The following is an 18,706-nucleotide window of genomic DNA, read 5'->3' as shown; positions in this document are numbered from 1 at the left end:
CTTGTTGTTGGAACGATGGATTCGATGATGCCCCAATCTCCCGGGCCCGATGTCGCGCCGGACGCAGGCGCGCAGCGCCACGTCTTCGTCTACGGCACCCTGCGCCGCGGCGGGCGCAACGACATCGCGCGCTATCGGCCCGTGCCGGTCCACGTGGCCGACGCAAGCATTGCCGCCACGCTGTACGACCTCGGCGCCTACCCCGGCGCGGTGCTCGGCGGGCAGCGGCGCGTCTTCGGCGAGATCTACCGCGTCGCGCCCCAGGTGGAGGCCGAGCTCGACCGGCTCGAGGGCGTCGCCGACGACGGCTCCGGCGAATACATCCGCCGCCACCTGATCGTGGCAGCAGGTGCGCAGCGTTTCGAATGCCTGGTCTACGAGATCCATCCATCGCGCATCGAGGGGCGCGCGGTGATCGACAGCGGCGACTGGATGGCCCATGCCGCTGCCAGCTGAGGCGTGCGCGGCGCTTCGTTTTCACGCCTGAAAGGTCGATTGCACATTGCGAAAAGAGCGGCTGCTGCGGCGCAATATTTTTTCTCAATATGAGAAAAATAATTTTGCATGGAGAAATGTCTTCGTAAGTGGTTGATTTTGATGGACTAAAAATATGTCTTCTATAAGACATAAGAGTCTGGCTTCGGTTTAGAGTAGCTCCACGGCCGCAGCGCCCGATCCTTTCAACCAACCTCACGGAGTGACCATGCCCCAGACCCTCACCGAACAATTGAGCCGCGAACAGCAAATTGCCGCCCTCGAGAAAGAATGGGCCACCAATCCCCGCTGGAAGGGCATCAAGCGCGGCTACAGCGCCGCCGACGTGGTTCGCCTTCGCGGCTCCTTCCCCATCGAGCACACGCTTGCGCGCCGCGGCGCCGAGAAGCTCTGGGAGCTGGTGAACAACGAGCCCTACGTCAATTGCCTCGGCGCGCTCACGGGCGGCCAGGCCATGCAGCAGGTGAAGGCCGGCGTGAAGGCCATCTACCTGTCGGGCTGGCAGGTTGCCGCGGACGCCAACACCTACTCGTCGATGTACCCCGACCAGTCGCTGTACCCGGTGGACTCGGTGCCGACCGTGGTGGAGCGCATCAACAACACCTTCCGCCGCGCGGACGAGATCCAGTGGTCCAAGAACGTGAACCCCGGCGACAAGGGCTATGTCGACTACTTCGCGCCCATCGTCGCTGATGCCGAAGCCGGCTTTGGCGGCGTGCTGAACGGCTTCGAGCTGATGAAGGCCATGATCAAGGCCGGCGCCGGCGGCGTGCACTTCGAAGACCAGCTCGCCTCGGTCAAGAAGTGCGGCCACATGGGTGGCAAGGTGCTCGTGCCCACCACCGAGGCCGTGCAGAAGCTCATCGCCGCGCGCATGGCCGCCGACGTCTGCGGCACGCCGACGCTCGTGATTGCCCGCACCGACGCCGAAGCCGCCGACCTCATCACCAGCGACTACGACGAGAACGACAAGCCCTTCCTCACCGGCGAACGCACCGCCGAAGGCTTCTACAAGACGAAGAAGGGCATCGACCAGGCCATCAGCCGCGCCATTGCCTACGCCCACTACGCCGACCTGGTGTGGTGCGAAACCGGCACGCCCGACCTCGAGTTTGCCAAGCGCTTCGCCGATGCGGTCCACAAGGTGCACCCCGGCAAGATGCTGGCCTACAACTGCTCGCCGTCCTTCAACTGGAAGAAGAACCTCGACGACGCCACCATTGCCAAGTTCCAGAAGGAACTCGGCGCCATGGGCTACAAGTACCAGTTCATCACGCTGGCCGGCATCCACTCGATGTGGTTCAACATGTTCGACCTGGCGCAAGATTACGTGCAGCGCGGCATGTCGGCCTACGTCGAGAAGGTGCAGGAGCCCGAATTCGCGGCGCGCGATCGCGGTTACACCTTCGTGTCGCACCAGCAGGAAGTCGGCACCGGCTACTTCGACGAGGTGACCACGGTCATCCAGGGCGGCAAGTCCAGCGTCACGGCGCTGACCGGCTCGACCGAGGAAGAGCAGTTCCACTGATCCGCTGATTCCGCCAGCACAACGATTTCGCTGTCACCTTCGAGCCCGGCCGAGCGCCGGGCTTTTTTTTGGCCTGGCGGCCAGCGGATAGAATTGCGGCTCTCTGCACCCAACAAGAGCGAGAAAGGCACCTTGGTTATGACACCGCGAACTACTCCGCAAGGATTCAGCGGCTTTTTCTTCGTCTCCGAAGAAAAGGGCCGGTAGCCCGCGCTCGCTGGTTTCTGCCAGCTCTCATCCCAAGCAAAGCGCGGCCAGTCACCGCGCTTTTTGTTTTTTCGCCCGAGGTTTTCCATGATCCAGATCACGCTTCCCGACAACTCGCGCCGCGAGTTCCCCGGCCCGGTTTCGGTGGCCGAAGTTGCCCAGTCCATCGGACCCGGGCTCGCCAAGATGACGGTGGCCGGCAAGGTCGACGGCAAGCTCGTCGATGCCAGCGACGTCATCGACCATGACGCCAAGCTCCAGATCATCACGCCCAGGGACGACGAGGGCCTGGAGATCATCCGCCACTCGACGGCCCACCTGGTTGGCCACGCCGTGAAGCAGCTCTACCCGACGGCCAAGATGGTCATCGGCCCGGTGATCGAGGAGGGCTTCTACTACGACATCTCCTACGAGCGCCCCTTCACGCCCGAGGACATGGCCGCCATCGAGGCGCGCATGCGCGAGCTCATTGCGCAGGACTACGACGTGGTCAAGAAGATGACGCCGCGCGCCGAGGTCATCGAGGTCTTCAAGTCGCGCGGCGAGGACTACAAGCTGCGCCTGGTCGAGGACATGCCCGACGAACAGGCCATGGGCCTGTACTACCACCAGGAATACGTCGACATGTGCCGCGGCCCGCACGTGCCGAACACGCGCTTCCTGAAGGTCTTCAAGCTCACGAAGCTCGCCGGCGCCTACTGGCGCGGCGACGCCAAGAACGAACAGCTGCAGCGCATCTACGGCACGGCCTGGGCCGACAAGAAGCAGCTCGACCAGTACATCCAGCGCATCGAGGAAGCCGAGAAGCGCGACCACCGCAAGCTGGGCAAGGAACTCGACCTGTTCCACATCGACGAAGTGGCGCCGGGCGTGGTGTTCTGGCACCCCAAGGGCTGGGCCCTGTGGCAGGCGGTGGAGCAGTACATGCGCGGCATCTACCGCGACACGGGCTACTGGGAAGTGAAGGGCCCGCAGATCCTCGACAAGAGCCTGTGGGAGAAAACGGGCCACTGGCAGAACTACCGCGACAACATGTTCACGACGGAGTCGGAAAAGCGCGAATACGCGCTCAAGCCGATGAACTGCCCGGGCCACGTGCTCATCTTCAAGAGCGACCTGCGCAGCTACCGCGACCTGCCGCTGCGCTACGGCGAGTTCGGCCAGTGCCACCGCAACGAACCCAGCGGCGCGCTGCACGGCATCATGCGCGTGCGCGGCTTCACGCAGGACGACGGCCACATCTTCTGCACGGAAGACCAGATCCTCGAAGAATGCGTGGCCTACACGGCGCAGCTGCAGAAGGTCTACGCCGACTTCGGCTTCACGGAAATCCTCTACAAGGTGGCCACGCGCCCCGACAACCGCGTGGGCTCCGACGAGCTCTGGGACAAGGCCGAGCACGCGGTGATGGAGGCGCTGCGCCGTTCGGGCGTCGACTTCATCATCTCGCCCGGCGACGGTGCCTTCTACGGCCCCAAGATCGAATACACGCTGAAGGACGCGCTGGGCCGCCAGTGGCAATGCGGCACGATGCAGGTCGACTTCAACACGGCCGAGCGCCTGGGCGGCGAGTACGTCACGGAAACGAGCGGCCGCGCCCATCCCGTCATGCTGCACCGCGCCATCGTCGGCAGCCTGGAGCGCTTCATCGGCATGCTGATCGAACACCATGCCGGCGCGCTGCCCGCATGGCTCGCTCCGGTGCAGGTGGCGGTGCTCAACATCAGCGAAGGCCAGGCCGACTACGCCGCTTCAGTGGCGAAAACGCTGCAGAATCAAGGGCTTAGGGTCCAGCTGGATCTGCACAACGAGAAGATTACGTATAAAATACGCAAGCATTCGTTGCAAAAGCTTCCCTACATCCTTGTCGTAGGCGACAAAGAGAGAGAAGCTGGTGCCGTCGCAGTGCGCGCCCGGGGCAATCAAGACCTCGGTGCAATGTCCCTCGAATCGTTCGTGCAACGGCTCGTCCAGGATGTTGCTGACAAGCGTTGATTTGTCCCGGAAGCACCCTCATATGTGCTTCTCGTCCAAATCATGCCGCTTGTCCGCGAGGACTGACCCGGCGTCCGCTACAGATTTTGTAGCAATTTTTGAAGGATTCTGACCATCGCTACTGCATTTCGCGACCGCCGCCACCGCGAGGAACGCCAACACCGCCTGAACCGGGAAATCATGGCCCCGGAAGTCCGCCTTGTAGGCCCGGAAAACGAGCCATTGGGTGTTATGAGTCTCTCCGAGGCCTTGCGCCTCGCCGGTGAGGCTGACGTGGATCTGGTAGAGGTCGTTGCCGCGGCCAATCCGCCCGTGTGCCGTCTGATCGAGTACGGCAAGTTCAAGTACCACGAGCAGAAGAAGGCGGCCGAGGCCAAGTCGAAGCAGAAGGTCATCGAGGTCAAGGAAATCAAGTTCCGCCCCGGTACCGACGACGGCGACTACAACATCAAGATGCGCAACATCAAGCGCTTTCTTGAAGAGGGCGACAAATGCAAGATCACGCTGCGCTTCCGCGGTCGCGAGATCACGCACCAGGAGCTCGGTCTGGCGCTGCTGCAGCGGATCCGCGATGAGCTGGGCGACCTGATCGTCGTGGAGCAGTTTCCAAAGCTCGAAGGCCGGCAGATGATCATGATGATCGCGCCGGGCCGCAAGAAGCCGGGCGGCGGCGGTGGTGCCGCAAAGCCGGCTTCTTCGGAAGCTTCGGCGCCCGCGGCGGCCTGAAAAGGCTGCTACGGCAGCGGGTAGAGATAGCAGGGTTTGATGAAGAATTTCGCCGCTGCCGGCGCTTCGCAAGAAGGGCAGGCAGTGGCGGGATAAAGAAGTGTCTCGGGGCCAACAAGTCCGTGGAGTATCCGCGGCGCCTCACGAGCACAAACTAAAGGAGCATTCACATGCCCAAAATGAAGACCAAGAGCAGCGCGAAAAAACGTTTCCGCGTTCGTCCCGGTGGCACCGTCAAGCGCGGTCAAGCCTTCAAGCGTCACATCTTGACGAAGAAGACCACCAAGAACAAACGTCACCTGCGTGGTGCAGTCGCAGTGCATGAGACCAACATGGTTTCTGTCGCCGCCATGCTGCCCGGCCGTGGCATTTAACTCAGACGAACAAGGAGTACACACATGCCTCGCGTCAAACGTGGTGTAACGGCTCGCGCCCGCCACAAGAAAGTTCTCGCACTCGCCAAGGGTTTCCGCGGTCGCCGCGGCAATGTCTTCCGCATCGCCAAACAGGCGGTGATGAAGGCTGGGCAATACGCCTACCGTGACCGCCGCACCAAGAAGCGCGTTTTCCGTCAACTGTGGATCGCGCGTATCAACGCCGCCTCGCGCGAACTGGGCCTGACCTACAGCCAGTTCGCCAACGGCATCCGCAAGGCCGGGATCGAGATCGACCGCAAGATGCTTGCGGACATCGCAGTGCACGACAAGGCCGCTTTTGCCGGCATCGTGGAGCAGGTCAAGGCCAAGCTGGCTGCTTGATTCTGCACAGCAGGAGTGCCGCCTTCGGGCGGTTTCCTGCGCCCACGGCACAAGGGCTGGCGCTTGAAAAGGCTCCAGCTCTTTTTTTATTTCCCCGCCTAATTTTTGTTGCTATGAACGAGTTGGACTCCCTTGTCGCCACCGCCCGCGCCGCCTTCGCCGAAGCGAAAACGCCCGCCGAGCTCGAAAACGCCAAGGCCCAGTTCCTCGGCAAGTCGGGCCGCATCACCGAGCTCATGAAGGGCATGGCCGCGCTCAGCGTCGACGAGAAGAAGTCGCGCGGCGCCGCCATCAACGTGGCCAAGCAGGCGATCGAAGCCGCGCTGACCGACCGCCGCCAGCAGCTGGCCGACGAAGAGCTTTCGCTGCAGCTGCGCGCCGAGGCGCTCGACGTGAGCCTGCCCGGACGCCGCCGCATTCCGGGCGGCCTGCACCCCGTGAGCCGCACGCTGGAGCGCATCGAGGAGATCTTCTCGAGCATGGGCTTCGACGTGGCCGACGGCCCCGAGATCGAGAGCGACTGGCACAGCTTCACCTCGCTCAACAACCCGCCGAACCATCCGGCGCGCTCGATGCAGGACACCTTCTACGTCGACCTCAACGGCGACGACGGCATTCCCTACAACCTGCGTCCGCACACCAGCCCGATGCAGGTGCGCTATGCGCATCAGCACATCAAGAAGTACGCCGCCGAATTCGCGGCGGCCGCGGCCGACGCCACCGGCACCGTCAAGGCGCCCGAGATCCGCGTGATTGCGCCGGGCCGCACCTACCGCGTCGACAGCGACGCCACGCACTCGCCGATGTTCCACCAGTGCGAAGGCCTGTGGCTCGGCGAGAACGTGAGCTTCAAGGACCTGAAGGTGGTGTTCACCGACTTCTGCCGCACCTTCTTCGAGAGCGACGACCTCGTGCTGCGTTTCCGCCCGAGCTTCTTCCCGTTCACCGAGCCCAGCGCCGAGATCGACATCCAGTTTGCGAGCGGCCCGCTGGCCGGCCGCTGGCTCGAAGTGGCGGGTTCGGGCCAGGTGCATCCGAACGTGGTGCGCAACATGGGGCTGGACCCCGAGCGCTACATCGGCTTTGCCTTTGGCATGGGCCCCGACCGGCTCACCATGCTGCGCTACGGCGTGAACGACCTGCGGCTGTTCTTCGACGGCGACTTGCGCTTTCTCTCGCAGTTCCAGTAAGCACCCGTCCATAGAAACAAAACCGAATACGAGATCGAAGAGATGCAATTCCCGGAATCCTGGCTGCGCGAGTTCTGCAATCCGCCCCTTGGCAGCGCCGAACTGGCCGAAACGCTCACCATGGGCGGCTTCGAGGTCGAAGAGCGCCGCCCCGTGGCGCCGCCCTTCAGCCGCATCGTGGTCGGCGAAATCAAGGAAGCCGTGCAGCATCCCAATGCCGACCGCCTGCGTGTGTGCCAGGTCGACGCGGGGCAGGGTGCCTTGCTCAACATCGTGTGCGGCGCGCCCAATGCGCGCGTCGGCATCAAGGTGCCCTGCGCACTGGTCGGCGCCGAACTGCCGCCCGGTGAAGACGGCAAGCCCTTTCTCATCAAGCTCGGCAAGCTGCGCGGCGTCGAGAGCCAGGGCATGCTGTGCTCGGCGCGCGAGCTCAAGCTCAGCGAAGACCACGGCGGCCTGCTCGAGCTCGATGCCGACGCGCCCATTGGTGCCGATGTGCGCGACATGCTCAAGCTCGACGACGCGCTGCTCACGCTCAAGCTCACGCCCAACCTTGCGCACGGCCTGAGCGTGTACGGCGTGGCGCGCGAGCTCGCGGCACTGACCGGTGCGCCACTCAAGACGCCCGCCATCGCGCCGGTGGCCGCATCGTTTGCCGACGTGCTGCCGGTCAAGGTGGAAGCGCCCGAGCTCTGCGGCCGTTTTTCGGGCCGCATCGTGCGCGGCGTGAACACCCAGGTGGCCACGCCCGCATGGATGGTCGAGCGCCTGGCGCGCTGCGGCCAGCGCAGCGTGACGCCGCTGGTCGACATCTCGAACTACGTCATGTTCGAGTACGGCCAGCCCAGCCACATCTTCGACCTCGACAAGATCCACGGCGGCCTCACGGTGCGCTGGGGCAAGGCGGGCGAGCAGCTCAAGCTGCTGAACGGCAACACGATCAGCGTGGACGACAAGGTCGGCGTGATCGCCGACGACCAGGCGGTCGAATCGCTCGCCGGCATCATGGGCGGCGATGCCACCTCGGTGTCCGACGACACGCGCAACATCTACGTCGAGGCCGCGTTCTGGTGGCCCGAGGCCGTCCAGGGCCGCTCGCGCCGCTTCAACTTCTCGACCGATGCGGGGCACCGCTACGAGCGCGGCGTCGATCCGAGCCGCACGGTGGAAATCATCGAGCGCATCACGCAGCTCATCATCGAGATCTGCGGCGGCCAGGCCGGCGCCATGGACGACAAGATCCTGAACGTGCCCGAGGCCATGCCCGTCACGCTGCGCGTGGCGCGTGCCGCGCGCGTCATCGGCATGCCGCTCACGCAGGCGCAATGCGCCGATGCGCTGCGCCGCCTCGGCTTTGCGCTGCGCGAAGGCGAGGGCACCTTGACCGTCACGCCGCCGCCGCACCGCTTCGACCTCTTGATCGAGGAAGACCTGATCGAAGAGGTTGCGCGCCTGATCGGCTTCAACAACCTGCCGACCAATGCGCCGCTCGCGCCCATCACCGCGCGCGTGCGGCCCGAGTCCCGGCGCAGCCGCTTCGCGGTGCGCCGCAGCCTGGCCGCGCTCGGCTACCAGGAAACCATCAACTTCAGTTTTGTCGAAGCGCACTGGGAGCAGGACCTGGCCGGCAATGCCAATCCGGTGAGGCTCCTCAACCCCATTGCCAGCCAGATGAGCGTGATGCGCTCGTCCCTGCTGGGCTCGCTGCTGCAGGTGCTCAAGTTCAACCTCGACCGCAAGGCGCCGCGCGTGCGCGTGTTCGAAGTGGGCCGCGTGTTCATGCGCGACGACAGCGTGGCCACCACCGACAGCACCGTGCGCGGCGTCGACCAGCCCATGCGCGTGGCCGGCCTCGCCTGGGGCGATGCGGAAGAAGCGCGCTGGGACGGCAAGCCGCAGCGCGTCGACTTCTACGATGCCAAGGGCGACGTCGAAGCGCTGCTCGCGCCGCGGGTGGCCAGCTTCGAGCTGGCCGAGCACCCGGCCCTGCACCCCGGCCGCTCGGCGCGCGTGCTGGTCGATGGCAAGGCCATCGGCTTCATCGGCGAACTGCATCCGCGCTGGCGCCAGAAGTGGGACTTCGCACTGGCGCCGGTGCTGTTCGAGCTCGACCTCGACGCGGTTGCCGCGCGCCCCGTGCCCCTGGCGCGGCCGGTGCCCAAGCACCAGGCCGTGGAGCGCGACATTGCGGTGGTGGTGGCCGAAGCCGTCACGCACAATGCGTTGATGCAGGCCATCCAATCGGCGGCAGCGGGGCAGGGGCTGCTGCGCGACGCCACGCTGTTCGACATCTACCGTCCGCAACCCGCGCGCGACGGCGCGGCGCCGGCATCCGGCGGCCTGGCGCAAGGGGAAAAAAGCATGGCGGTGCGCCTGAGCTTCCAGGACGACAGCGCCACGCTGACCGACGAGCAGGTGGAACCCGCCGTGCGCGCCATCGTCGAACAACTGAGCGCCAGACTCGGCGCACGCCTGAGAGGTTGATGAGAATGAACGCCGCGGAATTCACGCTCGAAGCCCTCGAAACGCCCGCACTCACCAAGGCGCACCTGGCCGACCTGCTGTTCGAGCAGATCGGCCTCAACAAGCGCGAATCCAAGGACATGGTCGAGGCGTTTTTCGACCTCATCGCCAACAGCCTGATCGAGGGCACCGACGTCAAGATCTCGGGCTTCGGCAACTTCCAGATCCGCGTGAAGGCGCCGCGGCCGGGCCGCAACCCGCGCACCGGCGAGGCCATTCCCATCGGCGAGCGCCGCGTCGCCACCTTCCATGCGAGCGCCAAGCTCAAGGAACAAATCCACGGAAGCATCGAGCAGAGCGGTACTTCCGAGGTCGAGTGGAGCCTGGGCGCCGAATAAGTGCTTGGTGCCCGGCGCGTGCGTAGAGTAATCTCTAAGGTTTCCCGCGCACGGTCTTGATTTCAATGGAGAAAACGCTCCCGCCCATTCCCGTCAAACGCTACTTCACCATTGGTGAGGTCGGCGAGCTTTGCGGCGTCAAGCCGCACGTGCTGCGCTATTGGGAGCAGGAGTTCACGCAACTGCGGCCCATGAAGCGGCGAGGCAACCGGCGCTACTACCAGCACCATGAGGTGCTCATGATCCGCCGCATCCGCGACCTGCTCTACGACCAGGGCTTCACCATCAGCGGCGCGCGCAACAAACTGCAAGAACTCGTGCAGGGCGAACGCGACCGGCGCAAGGCCGGGGTGGTGCCGCTCGAGGGCATGGAGGCCGTCGAGATCGACCAGGAAGAATTCGATGCGGCCATCCACCAGGAAGAAGACAGGACCGGCCCCGAGGCCGAGCCCAAGGCCGCGCCTCGCACGGTCGATCCGTCGCAGTTGCTGCACCTGCGCCGCGAGCTTTTTGAAATTCGTGAGCTGCTGACCGTCGGACGGTGATTTCAGCCGGCTATAATTGAGAGCTTCGGTGTGTGGCGCAGCCTGGTAGCGCACTTGCATGGGGTGCAAGGGGTCGAAGGTTCGAATCCTTTCACACCGACCAATATTGACAGGGGTTAGCAGCGTTGAAGTTGCTAACCCCTTCGTCATTTTTCCGCGTCCGCCTGCTTGCCGCCTACTGCCTGATGCGGTGGATCCGCGCAGCTAGAGTGGCGTTGGCCGATCGGCTAATGCCACCTCATGCCGAAGTCTGTGGCCCGCTACTCTGTTGTGGCGACCCATCGGTCCCCGGGGCCCAATCCCTCGACGCGCATGCGGCCGACCGTTTGCAGGTGAGACAGCCACCCTCGAGAGCTGCTCGCTGCAGCCTATGCGCGTACATCGGGGCGCGGCGGACGCATTGGAAACTACAGTCCTCTGAACAACTCCTCGACGCGGATTCCCAAAGCGCCTGCCAGGGTCTCGATCACCGCGAGGGAGGGGTTTCGCACGCCGCGTTCCATTCCACTGACGTAGGTACGGTCAAGGCCGCAGTGAGCCGCGAATTCTTCTTGCGAAAGATCGCGTTCTTTGCGGAGCTCCCGCAGACGTTTCCCGAATCGAACGGACAGTGAAATCACGGCCGCGATTGGGCTTCTTTGTAGACCAATTGACCACGGACTTATCGTCACATATCATGTAGACTAATCATCACTTTTGGACGATTCGAGGGCTGAATCCATGCCGCAGACAGTCGCCAATTTCCCTCTGAATGCGCGGACGAGTTGTCCTGCCCGCCGGGTGCGTTGGCTATCGTGAGGAAGATAGCTCCAGCCTCGCCATTCCCAACGGCAGGGAAGCCGCACGTCCCGGTCGCGCTGTCGCGCCCGCGCCGCCGTCCTTCCGTTCCTCCGCGGAGCGAGTCCACGGCGCAATTGGGGCTTCAGATAAAAGCGCTTCGGATGGCCGCCGGGATCTCCGGCAACGAGCTGGCCCACCGTTGCGGCGTCTCCGGTTCGCTGCTTTCCCGCGTCGAGCGTGGTCTCGTGTCTCCTTCCGTGGAGACACTCAACCGCATCGCTGTCGGCCTGAACGTTCCGCTGTCGCGATTCTTCTGCGACCACGCACGCCGTACGGACTGGTCATTCGTGCCGGCCGGTCGCGGAATCGTCGTCGGCCGTATTGGCGCGGTGAAGGACTACCGCTATGAGTTGCTTGGCCATTTGCTGTCGGGCAACTTGTTCGTTGAGCCCTATCTGGTGACGCTCCTGCCGCAGGCTGAGCCCTATAGCAGTTTTCAGCACCCGGGGATCAAGTTCCTGTACGTGATCTCGGGACGCGCGCAGTACAGGTACGGCGGCAAAATCGTGAACGTCGGGCAGGGCGACTCGCTTCTTTTCGAGGCCAGCGTGCCTCATGGTGTGGAAGCGATCCTTGAAACGCCGCTCTCATACCTCTCGGTCGTATTCACATTGCGTGGCTGAACCTGCTGAGCCAATTTCCCTGACCGTCAACTGATAGGGCGCATGCAATGCGCGCGCCGATAGGCTTCGCCGCCGACAGTCATCTCGTCTGGTTTCGCACGTGGGATGCGATGGGCCGGCCGAGTCGACGTAGTCGATGCTGCCGCCCCAGAAAATGGGGGGCGACGCGCCGGCAGACCGGACGCAGGTGGACGCCCAGCTCGCGGAAATGGAAGCCAGTGGGACTATGACCACGGCCGAGTTGCAGACCGTGCAGGATGACAACGCGGCCGAGCGGCGTGCCGCAGTTGACCGTCGCCAGGAACTCACCGCGCGGGCGGCAGAACTAGATATCACTCTGGAACGCTTCGCCAAGCTGCAGGCGGTCTACAGCTCCGATTTGGACCGGGAGCATTCCATAAGCCAGTGCTCATGCGGGCTGCAAGGCATCTTCGATCGGTTTCACACGCGTCGGGAATCATCCTCCGGACGCTCTTTTTCATTGGGGAAGTTGGCGAATCGCGACCAGGGGCATGCACTGAAATCCGGCGACTGCCGGCGCCAGGTGGGGGGGACAAAGCCTCCTGTCCGCCTGACCGCAAGCAGGTAGGCTGGTTGCCAAGGCCAACGCCGGTGTTGTCAGCGCAGCGTGATGCCCGCCGTCTGGATGGTCTTCGCGTAGCGCAATCGTTCGGCCGACAGCGTGCGCGCCATGTCGGAAGGCGTGCCGCCTGCGACCTTGAAGCCCATGTCCTCCAGCTTCGCCTGGGTTTCCGGCGCGGAGATCACGGCCTGGATGTCGCGGTTGATCTTTGCCACCACTGCGGCGGGCGTGCCGGCCGGTGCGAAGTAGCCCTGCCAGCTCTCCACGGCAAAGCCGGGCAGGCCGGCTTCACTCATGGTCGGCACGTCGGGCAGGGCGCTCGAGCGGTAGCCGGTGGTCACGGCCAGCGCGCGCAGCTTGCCGGCGCGCACATGGTCGGTCACCGCGGCCAGCGTGATCAGGGTGGCGTCCACATGCCCCGCGAGCACGTCGAGGGTCGCGGGGCCGCCGCCGGAGTAGGGGATGTAGTTCACCTGCGCGCCGGTGTCCTGCGCGATCATTTCGTGCGCCACGTGCGCGATGCCGCCGTTGCCCGGCAGGCCGAGGCTGATCGACTGCGGCTGCGCCTTGGCGCGGGCCAGGTAGCTGCGGAAGTCGTTGATGCCGGTCTTCGGGTTGACCACGAGGATCTGCGGATTGACCACCGCCTTGATCACCGGCGTGAAGGCCTTCTGTCCGTCGTAGGGCAGGCGCTCGAAAAGAATGGCGTTGAGCGTCAGGCCCTCGCCCTGCTGCAGCAGCGTGTGGCCGTCGGCCGTGGCCTTGGCCACGCGCGCGGCGCCGATGGTGCCGCTGGCGCCCGCGACGTTCTCGACCACCACGTTCTGGCCCCAGCGTTCGGTCAGGCATTCGGCGATGAGGCGCGTGAGCTTGTCGGCGCTGCCGCCTGCGGCCACGGGCACCACGATGTGTACCGGTTTCGAAGGGAATCCGGCCGCCTCGTCGGCGGCGGCGGCGGTGAACGGGTGAAGAAGGGCTGCAAATGCGAGCGCGCTCAGCAGCATGGCGCGACGTGGGACGCGGGGTAGGAAGAATATTTGCATCAGGTGGCGCAATCTAGAGGCGCGCCCGGCGCCGGCCAACGAAGCAATCCGGATATGCGTAGAAGAAAAACTTCGTTGGGAGCGCGCGGCCGGCTGCGTAGGCTGTCCGCAGCCCTGTTGTCTTCTCTTGCCTGAAAGCCGCCCCCCATGAGCCTGAGCGAACTGTCTGTCGAAACCGCGGGAAACGATGTTGCCAGTGAACGCGCGCGCGCCGTCGAAGCCTTCCTCGCGCAGGTCCGAAGCCTGCTGCTTCCCGGCGCAGCCGCCTCCCACGACACGCTGCAGCCCGTGGCCGATGCGCTGGTCCGGCTGGGGCAGCGCCGCGCACTGTTTCCGGCCGCTCACTTCCCGGTCGATGCCGAGCACCCCGCGCAGGTCTACCGGCTGGCCGAGGACACCGACGGCGGCTTCGCGCTGTACCTGTCGGCCGGCGTGGCAGGCAAGGCCCAGCCGCCGCACGACCACACGACCTGGGCGGTGATCGCCGGCGTGGAGGGCAGCGAACGCAACGAGCTCTATCGCCGCGAGAAGACGGGCGATCCCGCACGCGATGCGCTGGTACACCAGCGCACCGTCGACGTCGCTGCCGGAAGCGTCGTCGTGCTGCTGCCCGACGATGTGCACACCATCGAGCTGGTCGGCGGCCAGGACGGGCGCCACCTGCACTTCTACGGCCGCGCGCTCGAGCTGCTCGACAAGCGCGTGGTGTTCGAAGGCGCGGCGGGCGGCAGCTATCGCCAATTCGCGGCGCCGAAGAACATCCGCCATCCGGCGATCACGCCGCAGGCACTGAAGGCCGCGCTGGCCGATGGCGAGGAGATCGCGCTGCTCGACGTGCGCGAGGCCGGCGTCTTCGTGCGCAGCCACATCCTGCTTGCGGCCTCGGCGCCGCTGTGGCGGCTGGAAGTGCTGATCGACCGCCTCGTGCCGCGCCGCAGCACCCGCATCGTGCTGGCCGATGCCGACGAATCGCTCGCGCACCAGGCCGCCGCCAAGCTCGTGCGCCTGGGCTGGCGCAACGTGTCGGTGCTGGCCGGCGGCACGCAAGGGTGGGCCGCCGCGGGCTATGAACTCTTCAGCGGCAGCAACGTGCCGAGCAAGGCCTTCGGCGAAGTCATCGAGCACCGGAAGCACACGCCGTGGATCTCGGTCGACGAACTGCACGAGCGCGTGGAGCGCGGCGACGACATCGTGGTGGTCGACAGTCGCACGCCCGAGGAGTTTGCCGACTTCAGCCTGCCGTTCGCCCACAGCCTGCCGGGTGCCGAGCTGGTCTACCGCATCCAGGCGCTCGCGCCCCGGCCCGAGACGCTGGTGGTGGTCAACTGCGCCGGCCGCACGCGCAGCATCGTGGGCGCGCAGACGCTCATCGACGCGGGCATTCCCAACCCGGTGGTCTCGCTCAAGGACGGCACCATGGCCTGGCTGCTGGCGGGCCGCAAGCTCAGCCATGGCCGCGCGGCGCCGCTGCCCGAGCCGGACGCGCACGCGCGGCAGCAGGCCCGCGCCCGAGCCGAGAGCGTGGCGGCGCGCGCAGGCGTGCGCCGCATCGACACAGCCACCTTGGCGCGCTTCGAAGCCGAGGCCGGCGAGCGCTCGCTCTACCGCTTCGACGTGCGCACGCGCCAGGAATACGAGGCCGGCCATCTCGAAGGCTGGCGCTGGGCGCCCGGCGGCCAGCTGGTGCAGGCCACCGACGAATACGTGGGCACCCGCGGCGCACGCATCGTGCTGGCCGACTGGGACGGCGTGCGCGCGCTGACCACCGGCGCATGGCTCGCGCAATTGGGCGGCCACGAGGTGTTCGTGCTTTCACCGCCGGCCTTGCCGGTGCTGGTGCTCGGCCCCGAAGCCGTGCGCGTGCTGCAGCTGCGCACGGGCACACCGCAGATCGCGCCGCGCGAAGCCGCTGCCGCGCTCGAGGCCGGCACGGCGGTGGTGTTCGACGTGGAGCGCCGCTCGGCCTACGAGCGCCGGCATGTCGCAGGCGCGCGCTTCGCGGTACCCGACCGGCTGCAGGAGTTCATCGCCGACCTGCCTGCATCGCAGCAAATCGTGCTCACCTCGTCGGACGGCGTGCTCGCGCGCATCGTGGCCGCGGAGTTGGGTGCGCGCATCGGCCGCGAGGTCCACGCGCTCGCGGGCGGCACGCAGGCCTGGGCCGCCGCGCGGCTGCCCACGGGCAGCGGGCCCGAGGGCGTGCTGACGGGCGACGACGACCATGGGCACAGCCCCTACGCACACGCCGACCTTGCCAGGCGCGACGCCGGCTTCAAGCAGTACCTGGATTGGGAGGTGGGCCTGGTGGCGCAGCTCGAGCGCGAGGGCGACGTGGGCATCCGCCTTGTCGAGCCGGCCTCGGCCTGAACGGGGCCGGGCAGCGCTTACTGGTTCCCGACGATGGCGAACAATTCGGCTCGGGTGGCCGGGTCGGTCATGTACTTGGTATAGAGCGGCGACATCTTCCGGATGTAGGGAGAAAAGTCCTGCACGTTGGCAAACTGGACGCCGTCCTTGGCTACCGCGGCACGCGCCGCGATGCTTCGTTTCTCCCACAGCTCGCGCATCAGGACCGCCGATTTTTTACCGGCCTTCTGGAACACGGTGCGCTCCTCGGCGCTGAGCCGGTTCCACAGCTTGCTGGAGACAACCAGTGCCTCGGGAGAAATCATGTGGCTGTCCAGCAGCATGTACTTGGCCACCTTGTAGTGCCCGGTGGCTTCGTACGAGGCCATGTTGCCTTCGGCGCAGTCGATCGTTCCCTTCTGGAATCCATCGAGCACTTCCTTGTAGGGCACGACCACCGGGGTGGCACCCAGCAGCTTGACCATCTCGATGTACACCTCCGATTGCTGCACCCGGATTCTTTGCCCCACCAGATCCTCGCGCTTCGTCACCGGCTTGTTGGCGCAGTAGAACGAACGCGCACCGCCGTCGTACCAGCCCAGCACCACGTAGCCCGAAGCCTTCAGCGTCTCCGCCAGGCGCGTGCCCATCTCGCCATCCAGATACCGGAACATGTGCGCAGAGTCGTGGAACAGGAACGGGAGATTGAATGCCTTGAGCCCCGGCGCGGCCTCGGACAGCGGCGCCGAATTGAACTCGGCCACGTCGATCTCGCCGGCCTTGAGCATGGCGACGGCCTTGCCCTGGTCGCCCAGCACGGCGTTGGAGAAAAGCTCGATCTTGTATTTGCCCTTGGTTKCCGCGTCCACTTCCTGGATGAAGCTTTTCATGGCCTCCGTGACCGGGTAGCCGTCGGGGTGGGTGTTCCAGGCGCGCAATGGTGTTTGAGCTTCGGCAGCAAGGTTTCCCAAGCAGAGGATGGTCAATGCAAAACTCCAGGATCCAGCGCGCATGAATACTTTCGCTAACAAATATGTTGCGCAGAATAACAGCGGGAGGCCTGGAAAACCTGAACATCCAGTCAGGTTGAAACTACTTTTTGCCTGTGTTCAGAGTGCCGGCGCAGCGTCAGCGAAGGCTTGCGCCAGGTCGGCGATCAGGTCCCGCGGATCTTCGAGCCCGATGTGCAGCCGCACCACGGGCGCATCGCCGGTCCACTGCCTGTGCTCGCGCAGCCTTTCGGGCTGGGCGGCCAACGCCAGGCTTTCGTAGCCGCCCCACGAGGCACCGATGCCGAACAGTCTGAGCGCATCGACGAAGGCATTGGCAGCGGCCGGCGTGGCATGGCGGAATTCGAAGGAGACCAGGCCGCTCGCGCCGCTGAAATCGCGCTTCCACAGTGCATGGCCGGGGTCGGTGGGCAGCGCCGGGTAGAAGACGCGCGACACCTGCGGCTGCTGCTGCAGGAACTCGGCCACGGCGGTGGCATTGCGCTGGTGCTGTGCCAGCCGAACCGGCAGCGTGCGCAGGCCGCGCAGGGCGAGGTAGGCATCGTCGGCGCCGATGGTGAGGCCGAGCGCCTCGTAGGCGGTCGAGAGTTTGGCGGCCAGCGCAGGACTGTCGACCACCACGATGCCCTGCATCAGGTCGGAATGGCCAGAGATGTACTTGGTGGCCGCCTGGATCGAGATGTTGGCGCCCAGCGCCAGCGGCTGATGGAACCAGCCGCCGCTCCAGGTGTTGTCGGTGGCCACGGTCACGCCGCGGTCGCGTGCGACGGCGCTCAGCGCGGGCACGTCCAGCACCTCGTAGAGCAGCGAGCTCGGAGACTCGAGGTACAGCAGGCGCGTGTTCGGCCGCAGCCGGCTGGCGAGGTCGTCGTGCGTGGGCGAGAAATACTCGACCGTGATGCCCAGGCGCTGCAGCAGCGTGCTGTCGACCCGGCGCAGCGGTGCATACACGCCATCGGCCACCAGCGCGTGGTCGCCGGGCGAAAGCAGTGCGAGCAGCACCAGCGTGATCGCCGACAGCCCCGAGGGCGTGAGGAAGGCGCGGTGCCCGCCCTCGAGGCCGACCACCGCGTCTTCGAGCGCGCGGTGGGTGTCCAGGCCATGGCGGCCATAGGAGGCCACGCGTTCGCCCGCCGTGCGGCGGTGGTGATGGTCGGCCTGGGCGGCCGTGTTCTCGAAGCGCACGGTGCTGGTTCGCACCACGGGCACGTTGACCGGCCCCGCGCCGTCGCGCAGCGCGGGGGCGCCCGCATGCAGCAGCCGGGTGGCGGAATGCAGGCGCTTTCGGGGAGGTGCCGCGGTCATGCCACCGCCTTGCCCGGCTTGAGCTGCGTGGCGTTGTAGTTGACGATCGCGCCAGTCTCCAGGTTCACGCCGATGCGCTGCGAGAGCGTTTCGAGCGGACGGCCATACAGGTGGAAGTGCAGCGTGGGCTCGTTGCCGATCACGTGGATGCTGTGCAGGTCGTCGGGCAGGAAGGCGATCGGCGTGCCGGGCTGAACCGTCACTTCGCGGTCGAGCTCCAGCCGGGCCACGGCCGGGTCGCGGCCATCGTCGGTGCGGCGGTAGATGCGGTTCTCCTCCTGCCCTTCGACGGCCACGATGGCCGCCCAGGTCGTGTGGTTGTGCGGGATCGAGGTCTTGCCCGGGTTGATGGAGTTCAGGTAGAGCGCGATGTCGTCGTCGCCGTCCTCGGGGTTCAGGCGGTAGCGCGTGGAGGCGCCCACGCCTTCCGTGGCGGCCGGCGGCGGAAAGTCGGTGCGGGTGAAAAGCTCGGTCTGCTGCGCGAGCTTTTCGAGGCGCGCCGTGATGCGCGCAAGAACGGTGCGGTCGAAGGGCTGCGTGCTCGCGATGCCGCGGATATCGGTCAGTGCCTGGTCGACGGCGACGCGGCGCCGGGCGGCCAATGCAGTGCCGGAGAGGCTGTGGGTGGTGGTCATGGCTTGAGGGCAGTGG

At 65.7% G+C, this 18,706-nt stretch carries 19 protein-coding genes and 1 tRNA gene; 14 read left to right on the top strand and 6 right to left on the bottom strand.

The genetic code is table 11. The features are described from left to right. Positions 1 to 27: 27 nt before the first annotated feature. On the top strand, positions 28 to 456 hold the full coding sequence (locus AC1DMS_RS08900) for a gamma-glutamylcyclotransferase family protein (protein ID WP_012747005.1): 429 nt from the start codon (positions 28 to 30) through the stop codon (positions 454 to 456). A gap of 247 nt (positions 457 to 703) precedes the next feature. Further along, the gene (gene aceA, locus AC1DMS_RS08895; protein WP_012747006.1) at positions 704 to 2,023 is read left to right on the top strand and encodes an isocitrate lyase; all 1,320 of its coding nucleotides are present in this window, start codon (positions 704 to 706) and stop codon (positions 2,021 to 2,023) included. On the opposite strand, the gene AC1DMS_RS08890 is transcribed toward aceA, so the two are convergent. Beyond that, positions 1,933 to 2,319, bottom strand: a complete 387-nt coding sequence (locus AC1DMS_RS08890) for a hypothetical protein (RefSeq protein ID WP_478180879.1) — start codon at positions 2,317 to 2,319, stop codon at positions 1,933 to 1,935. The two genes, aceA and AC1DMS_RS08890, sit on opposite strands and share 91 nt — an antisense overlap. Here AC1DMS_RS08890 and thrS point away from each other — a divergent pair. From thrS to AC1DMS_RS08845, 9 genes are all read left to right on the top strand, one after another. Then, positions 2,318 to 4,225, top strand: a complete 1,908-nt coding sequence (thrS, locus tag AC1DMS_RS08885) for a threonine--tRNA ligase (RefSeq protein WP_412510663.1) — start codon at positions 2,318 to 2,320, stop codon at positions 4,223 to 4,225. The two genes, AC1DMS_RS08890 and thrS, sit on opposite strands and share 2 nt — an antisense overlap. A gap of 105 nt (positions 4,226 to 4,330) precedes the next feature. Further along, on the top strand, positions 4,331 to 4,951 hold the full coding sequence (infC, locus tag AC1DMS_RS08880) for a translation initiation factor IF-3 (RefSeq protein ID WP_080515731.1): 621 nt from the start codon (positions 4,331 to 4,333) through the stop codon (positions 4,949 to 4,951). Between the two features lie 170 nt (positions 4,952 to 5,121). Continuing rightward, positions 5,122 to 5,325, top strand: coding sequence for a 50S ribosomal protein L35 (gene rpmI, locus AC1DMS_RS08875; protein WP_007832497.1), 204 nt, complete (start codon positions 5,122 to 5,124; stop codon positions 5,323 to 5,325). A 24-nt stretch (positions 5,326 to 5,349) separates the two neighbouring features. Further along, positions 5,350 to 5,709: a 50S ribosomal protein L20 gene (gene rplT, locus AC1DMS_RS08870; RefSeq protein ID WP_012747009.1), complete on the top strand. Its 360-nt coding sequence runs from the start codon at positions 5,350 to 5,352 to the stop codon at positions 5,707 to 5,709. Between the two features lie 113 nt (positions 5,710 to 5,822). Next, positions 5,823 to 6,899, top strand: coding sequence for a phenylalanine--tRNA ligase subunit alpha (gene pheS / locus AC1DMS_RS08865; protein ID WP_062362120.1), 1,077 nt, complete (start codon positions 5,823 to 5,825; stop codon positions 6,897 to 6,899). A 42-nt stretch (positions 6,900 to 6,941) separates the two neighbouring features. Next, positions 6,942 to 9,383: a phenylalanine--tRNA ligase subunit beta gene (gene pheT, locus AC1DMS_RS08860; RefSeq protein ID WP_012747011.1), complete on the top strand. Its 2,442-nt coding sequence runs from the start codon at positions 6,942 to 6,944 to the stop codon at positions 9,381 to 9,383. A 5-nt stretch (positions 9,384 to 9,388) separates the two neighbouring features. Beyond that, a complete protein-coding gene (locus AC1DMS_RS08855; RefSeq protein ID WP_012747012.1) occupies positions 9,389 to 9,760 on the top strand; it encodes an integration host factor subunit alpha in 372 nt (123 codons plus the stop codon). Positions 9,761 to 9,825: 65 nt separating this feature from the next. Further along, positions 9,826 to 10,305, top strand: a complete 480-nt coding sequence (locus tag AC1DMS_RS08850) for a MerR family transcriptional regulator (protein WP_012747013.1) — start codon at positions 9,826 to 9,828, stop codon at positions 10,303 to 10,305. 26 nt (positions 10,306 to 10,331) lie between these two features. After that, positions 10,332 to 10,408, top strand: a tRNA-Pro gene (locus AC1DMS_RS08845). 304 nt (positions 10,409 to 10,712) lie between these two features. Here the strand turns inward: AC1DMS_RS08845 and AC1DMS_RS08840 are convergent. Continuing rightward, positions 10,713 to 10,925 (bottom strand): helix-turn-helix domain-containing protein, encoded by a 213-nt coding sequence (locus AC1DMS_RS08840; protein WP_012747014.1) that lies wholly within the window; start codon positions 10,923 to 10,925, stop codon positions 10,713 to 10,715. 294 nt (positions 10,926 to 11,219) lie between these two features. On the opposite strand from AC1DMS_RS08840, the gene AC1DMS_RS08835 reads away from it, so the two are divergent. Beyond that, the gene (locus AC1DMS_RS08835) at positions 11,220 to 11,768 is read left to right on the top strand and encodes a helix-turn-helix domain-containing protein (RefSeq protein WP_012747015.1); all 549 of its coding nucleotides are present in this window, start codon (positions 11,220 to 11,222) and stop codon (positions 11,766 to 11,768) included. A 187-nt stretch (positions 11,769 to 11,955) separates the two neighbouring features. Continuing rightward, positions 11,956 to 12,357 (top strand): hypothetical protein, encoded by a 402-nt coding sequence (locus AC1DMS_RS08830; RefSeq protein WP_150106756.1) that lies wholly within the window; start codon positions 11,956 to 11,958, stop codon positions 12,355 to 12,357. Between the two features lie 29 nt (positions 12,358 to 12,386). On the opposite strand, the gene AC1DMS_RS08825 is transcribed toward AC1DMS_RS08830, so the two are convergent. Continuing rightward, positions 12,387 to 13,355: a tripartite tricarboxylate transporter substrate binding protein gene (locus tag AC1DMS_RS08825; protein ID WP_478180878.1), complete on the bottom strand. Its 969-nt coding sequence runs from the start codon at positions 13,353 to 13,355 to the stop codon at positions 12,387 to 12,389. Between the two features lie 186 nt (positions 13,356 to 13,541). On the opposite strand from AC1DMS_RS08825, the gene AC1DMS_RS08820 reads away from it, so the two are divergent. Continuing rightward, the gene (locus AC1DMS_RS08820; RefSeq protein ID WP_369664359.1) at positions 13,542 to 15,761 is read left to right on the top strand and encodes a rhodanese-like domain-containing protein; all 2,220 of its coding nucleotides are present in this window, start codon (positions 13,542 to 13,544) and stop codon (positions 15,759 to 15,761) included. 17 nt (positions 15,762 to 15,778) lie between these two features. On the opposite strand, the gene AC1DMS_RS08815 is transcribed toward AC1DMS_RS08820, so the two are convergent. From AC1DMS_RS08815 to AC1DMS_RS08805, 3 genes are all read right to left on the bottom strand, one after another. Continuing rightward, entirely contained in the window at positions 15,779 to 16,726 is a 948-nt protein-coding gene (locus AC1DMS_RS08815) for a TRAP transporter substrate-binding protein (protein WP_478180877.1), read from the bottom strand. 123 nt (positions 16,727 to 16,849) lie between these two features. After that, positions 16,850 to 18,055 carry a cystathionine beta-lyase gene (gene metC, locus AC1DMS_RS08810; RefSeq protein ID WP_436289100.1) on the bottom strand — a complete coding sequence of 402 codons (1,206 nt, stop codon included), beginning with the start codon at positions 18,053 to 18,055 and terminating at the stop codon, positions 16,850 to 16,852. Continuing rightward, a complete protein-coding gene (locus AC1DMS_RS08805) occupies positions 18,052 to 18,690 on the bottom strand; it encodes a cysteine dioxygenase family protein (RefSeq protein ID WP_369664361.1) in 639 nt (212 codons plus the stop codon). The genes metC and AC1DMS_RS08805 overlap by 4 nt, the downstream gene beginning before the upstream one ends. Positions 18,691 to 18,706 lie beyond the last annotated feature (16 nt).

This window comes from Variovorax sp. 05T418, assembly GCF_056396385.1.
This window is presented reverse-complemented; position numbering and strand designations above follow the sequence as displayed.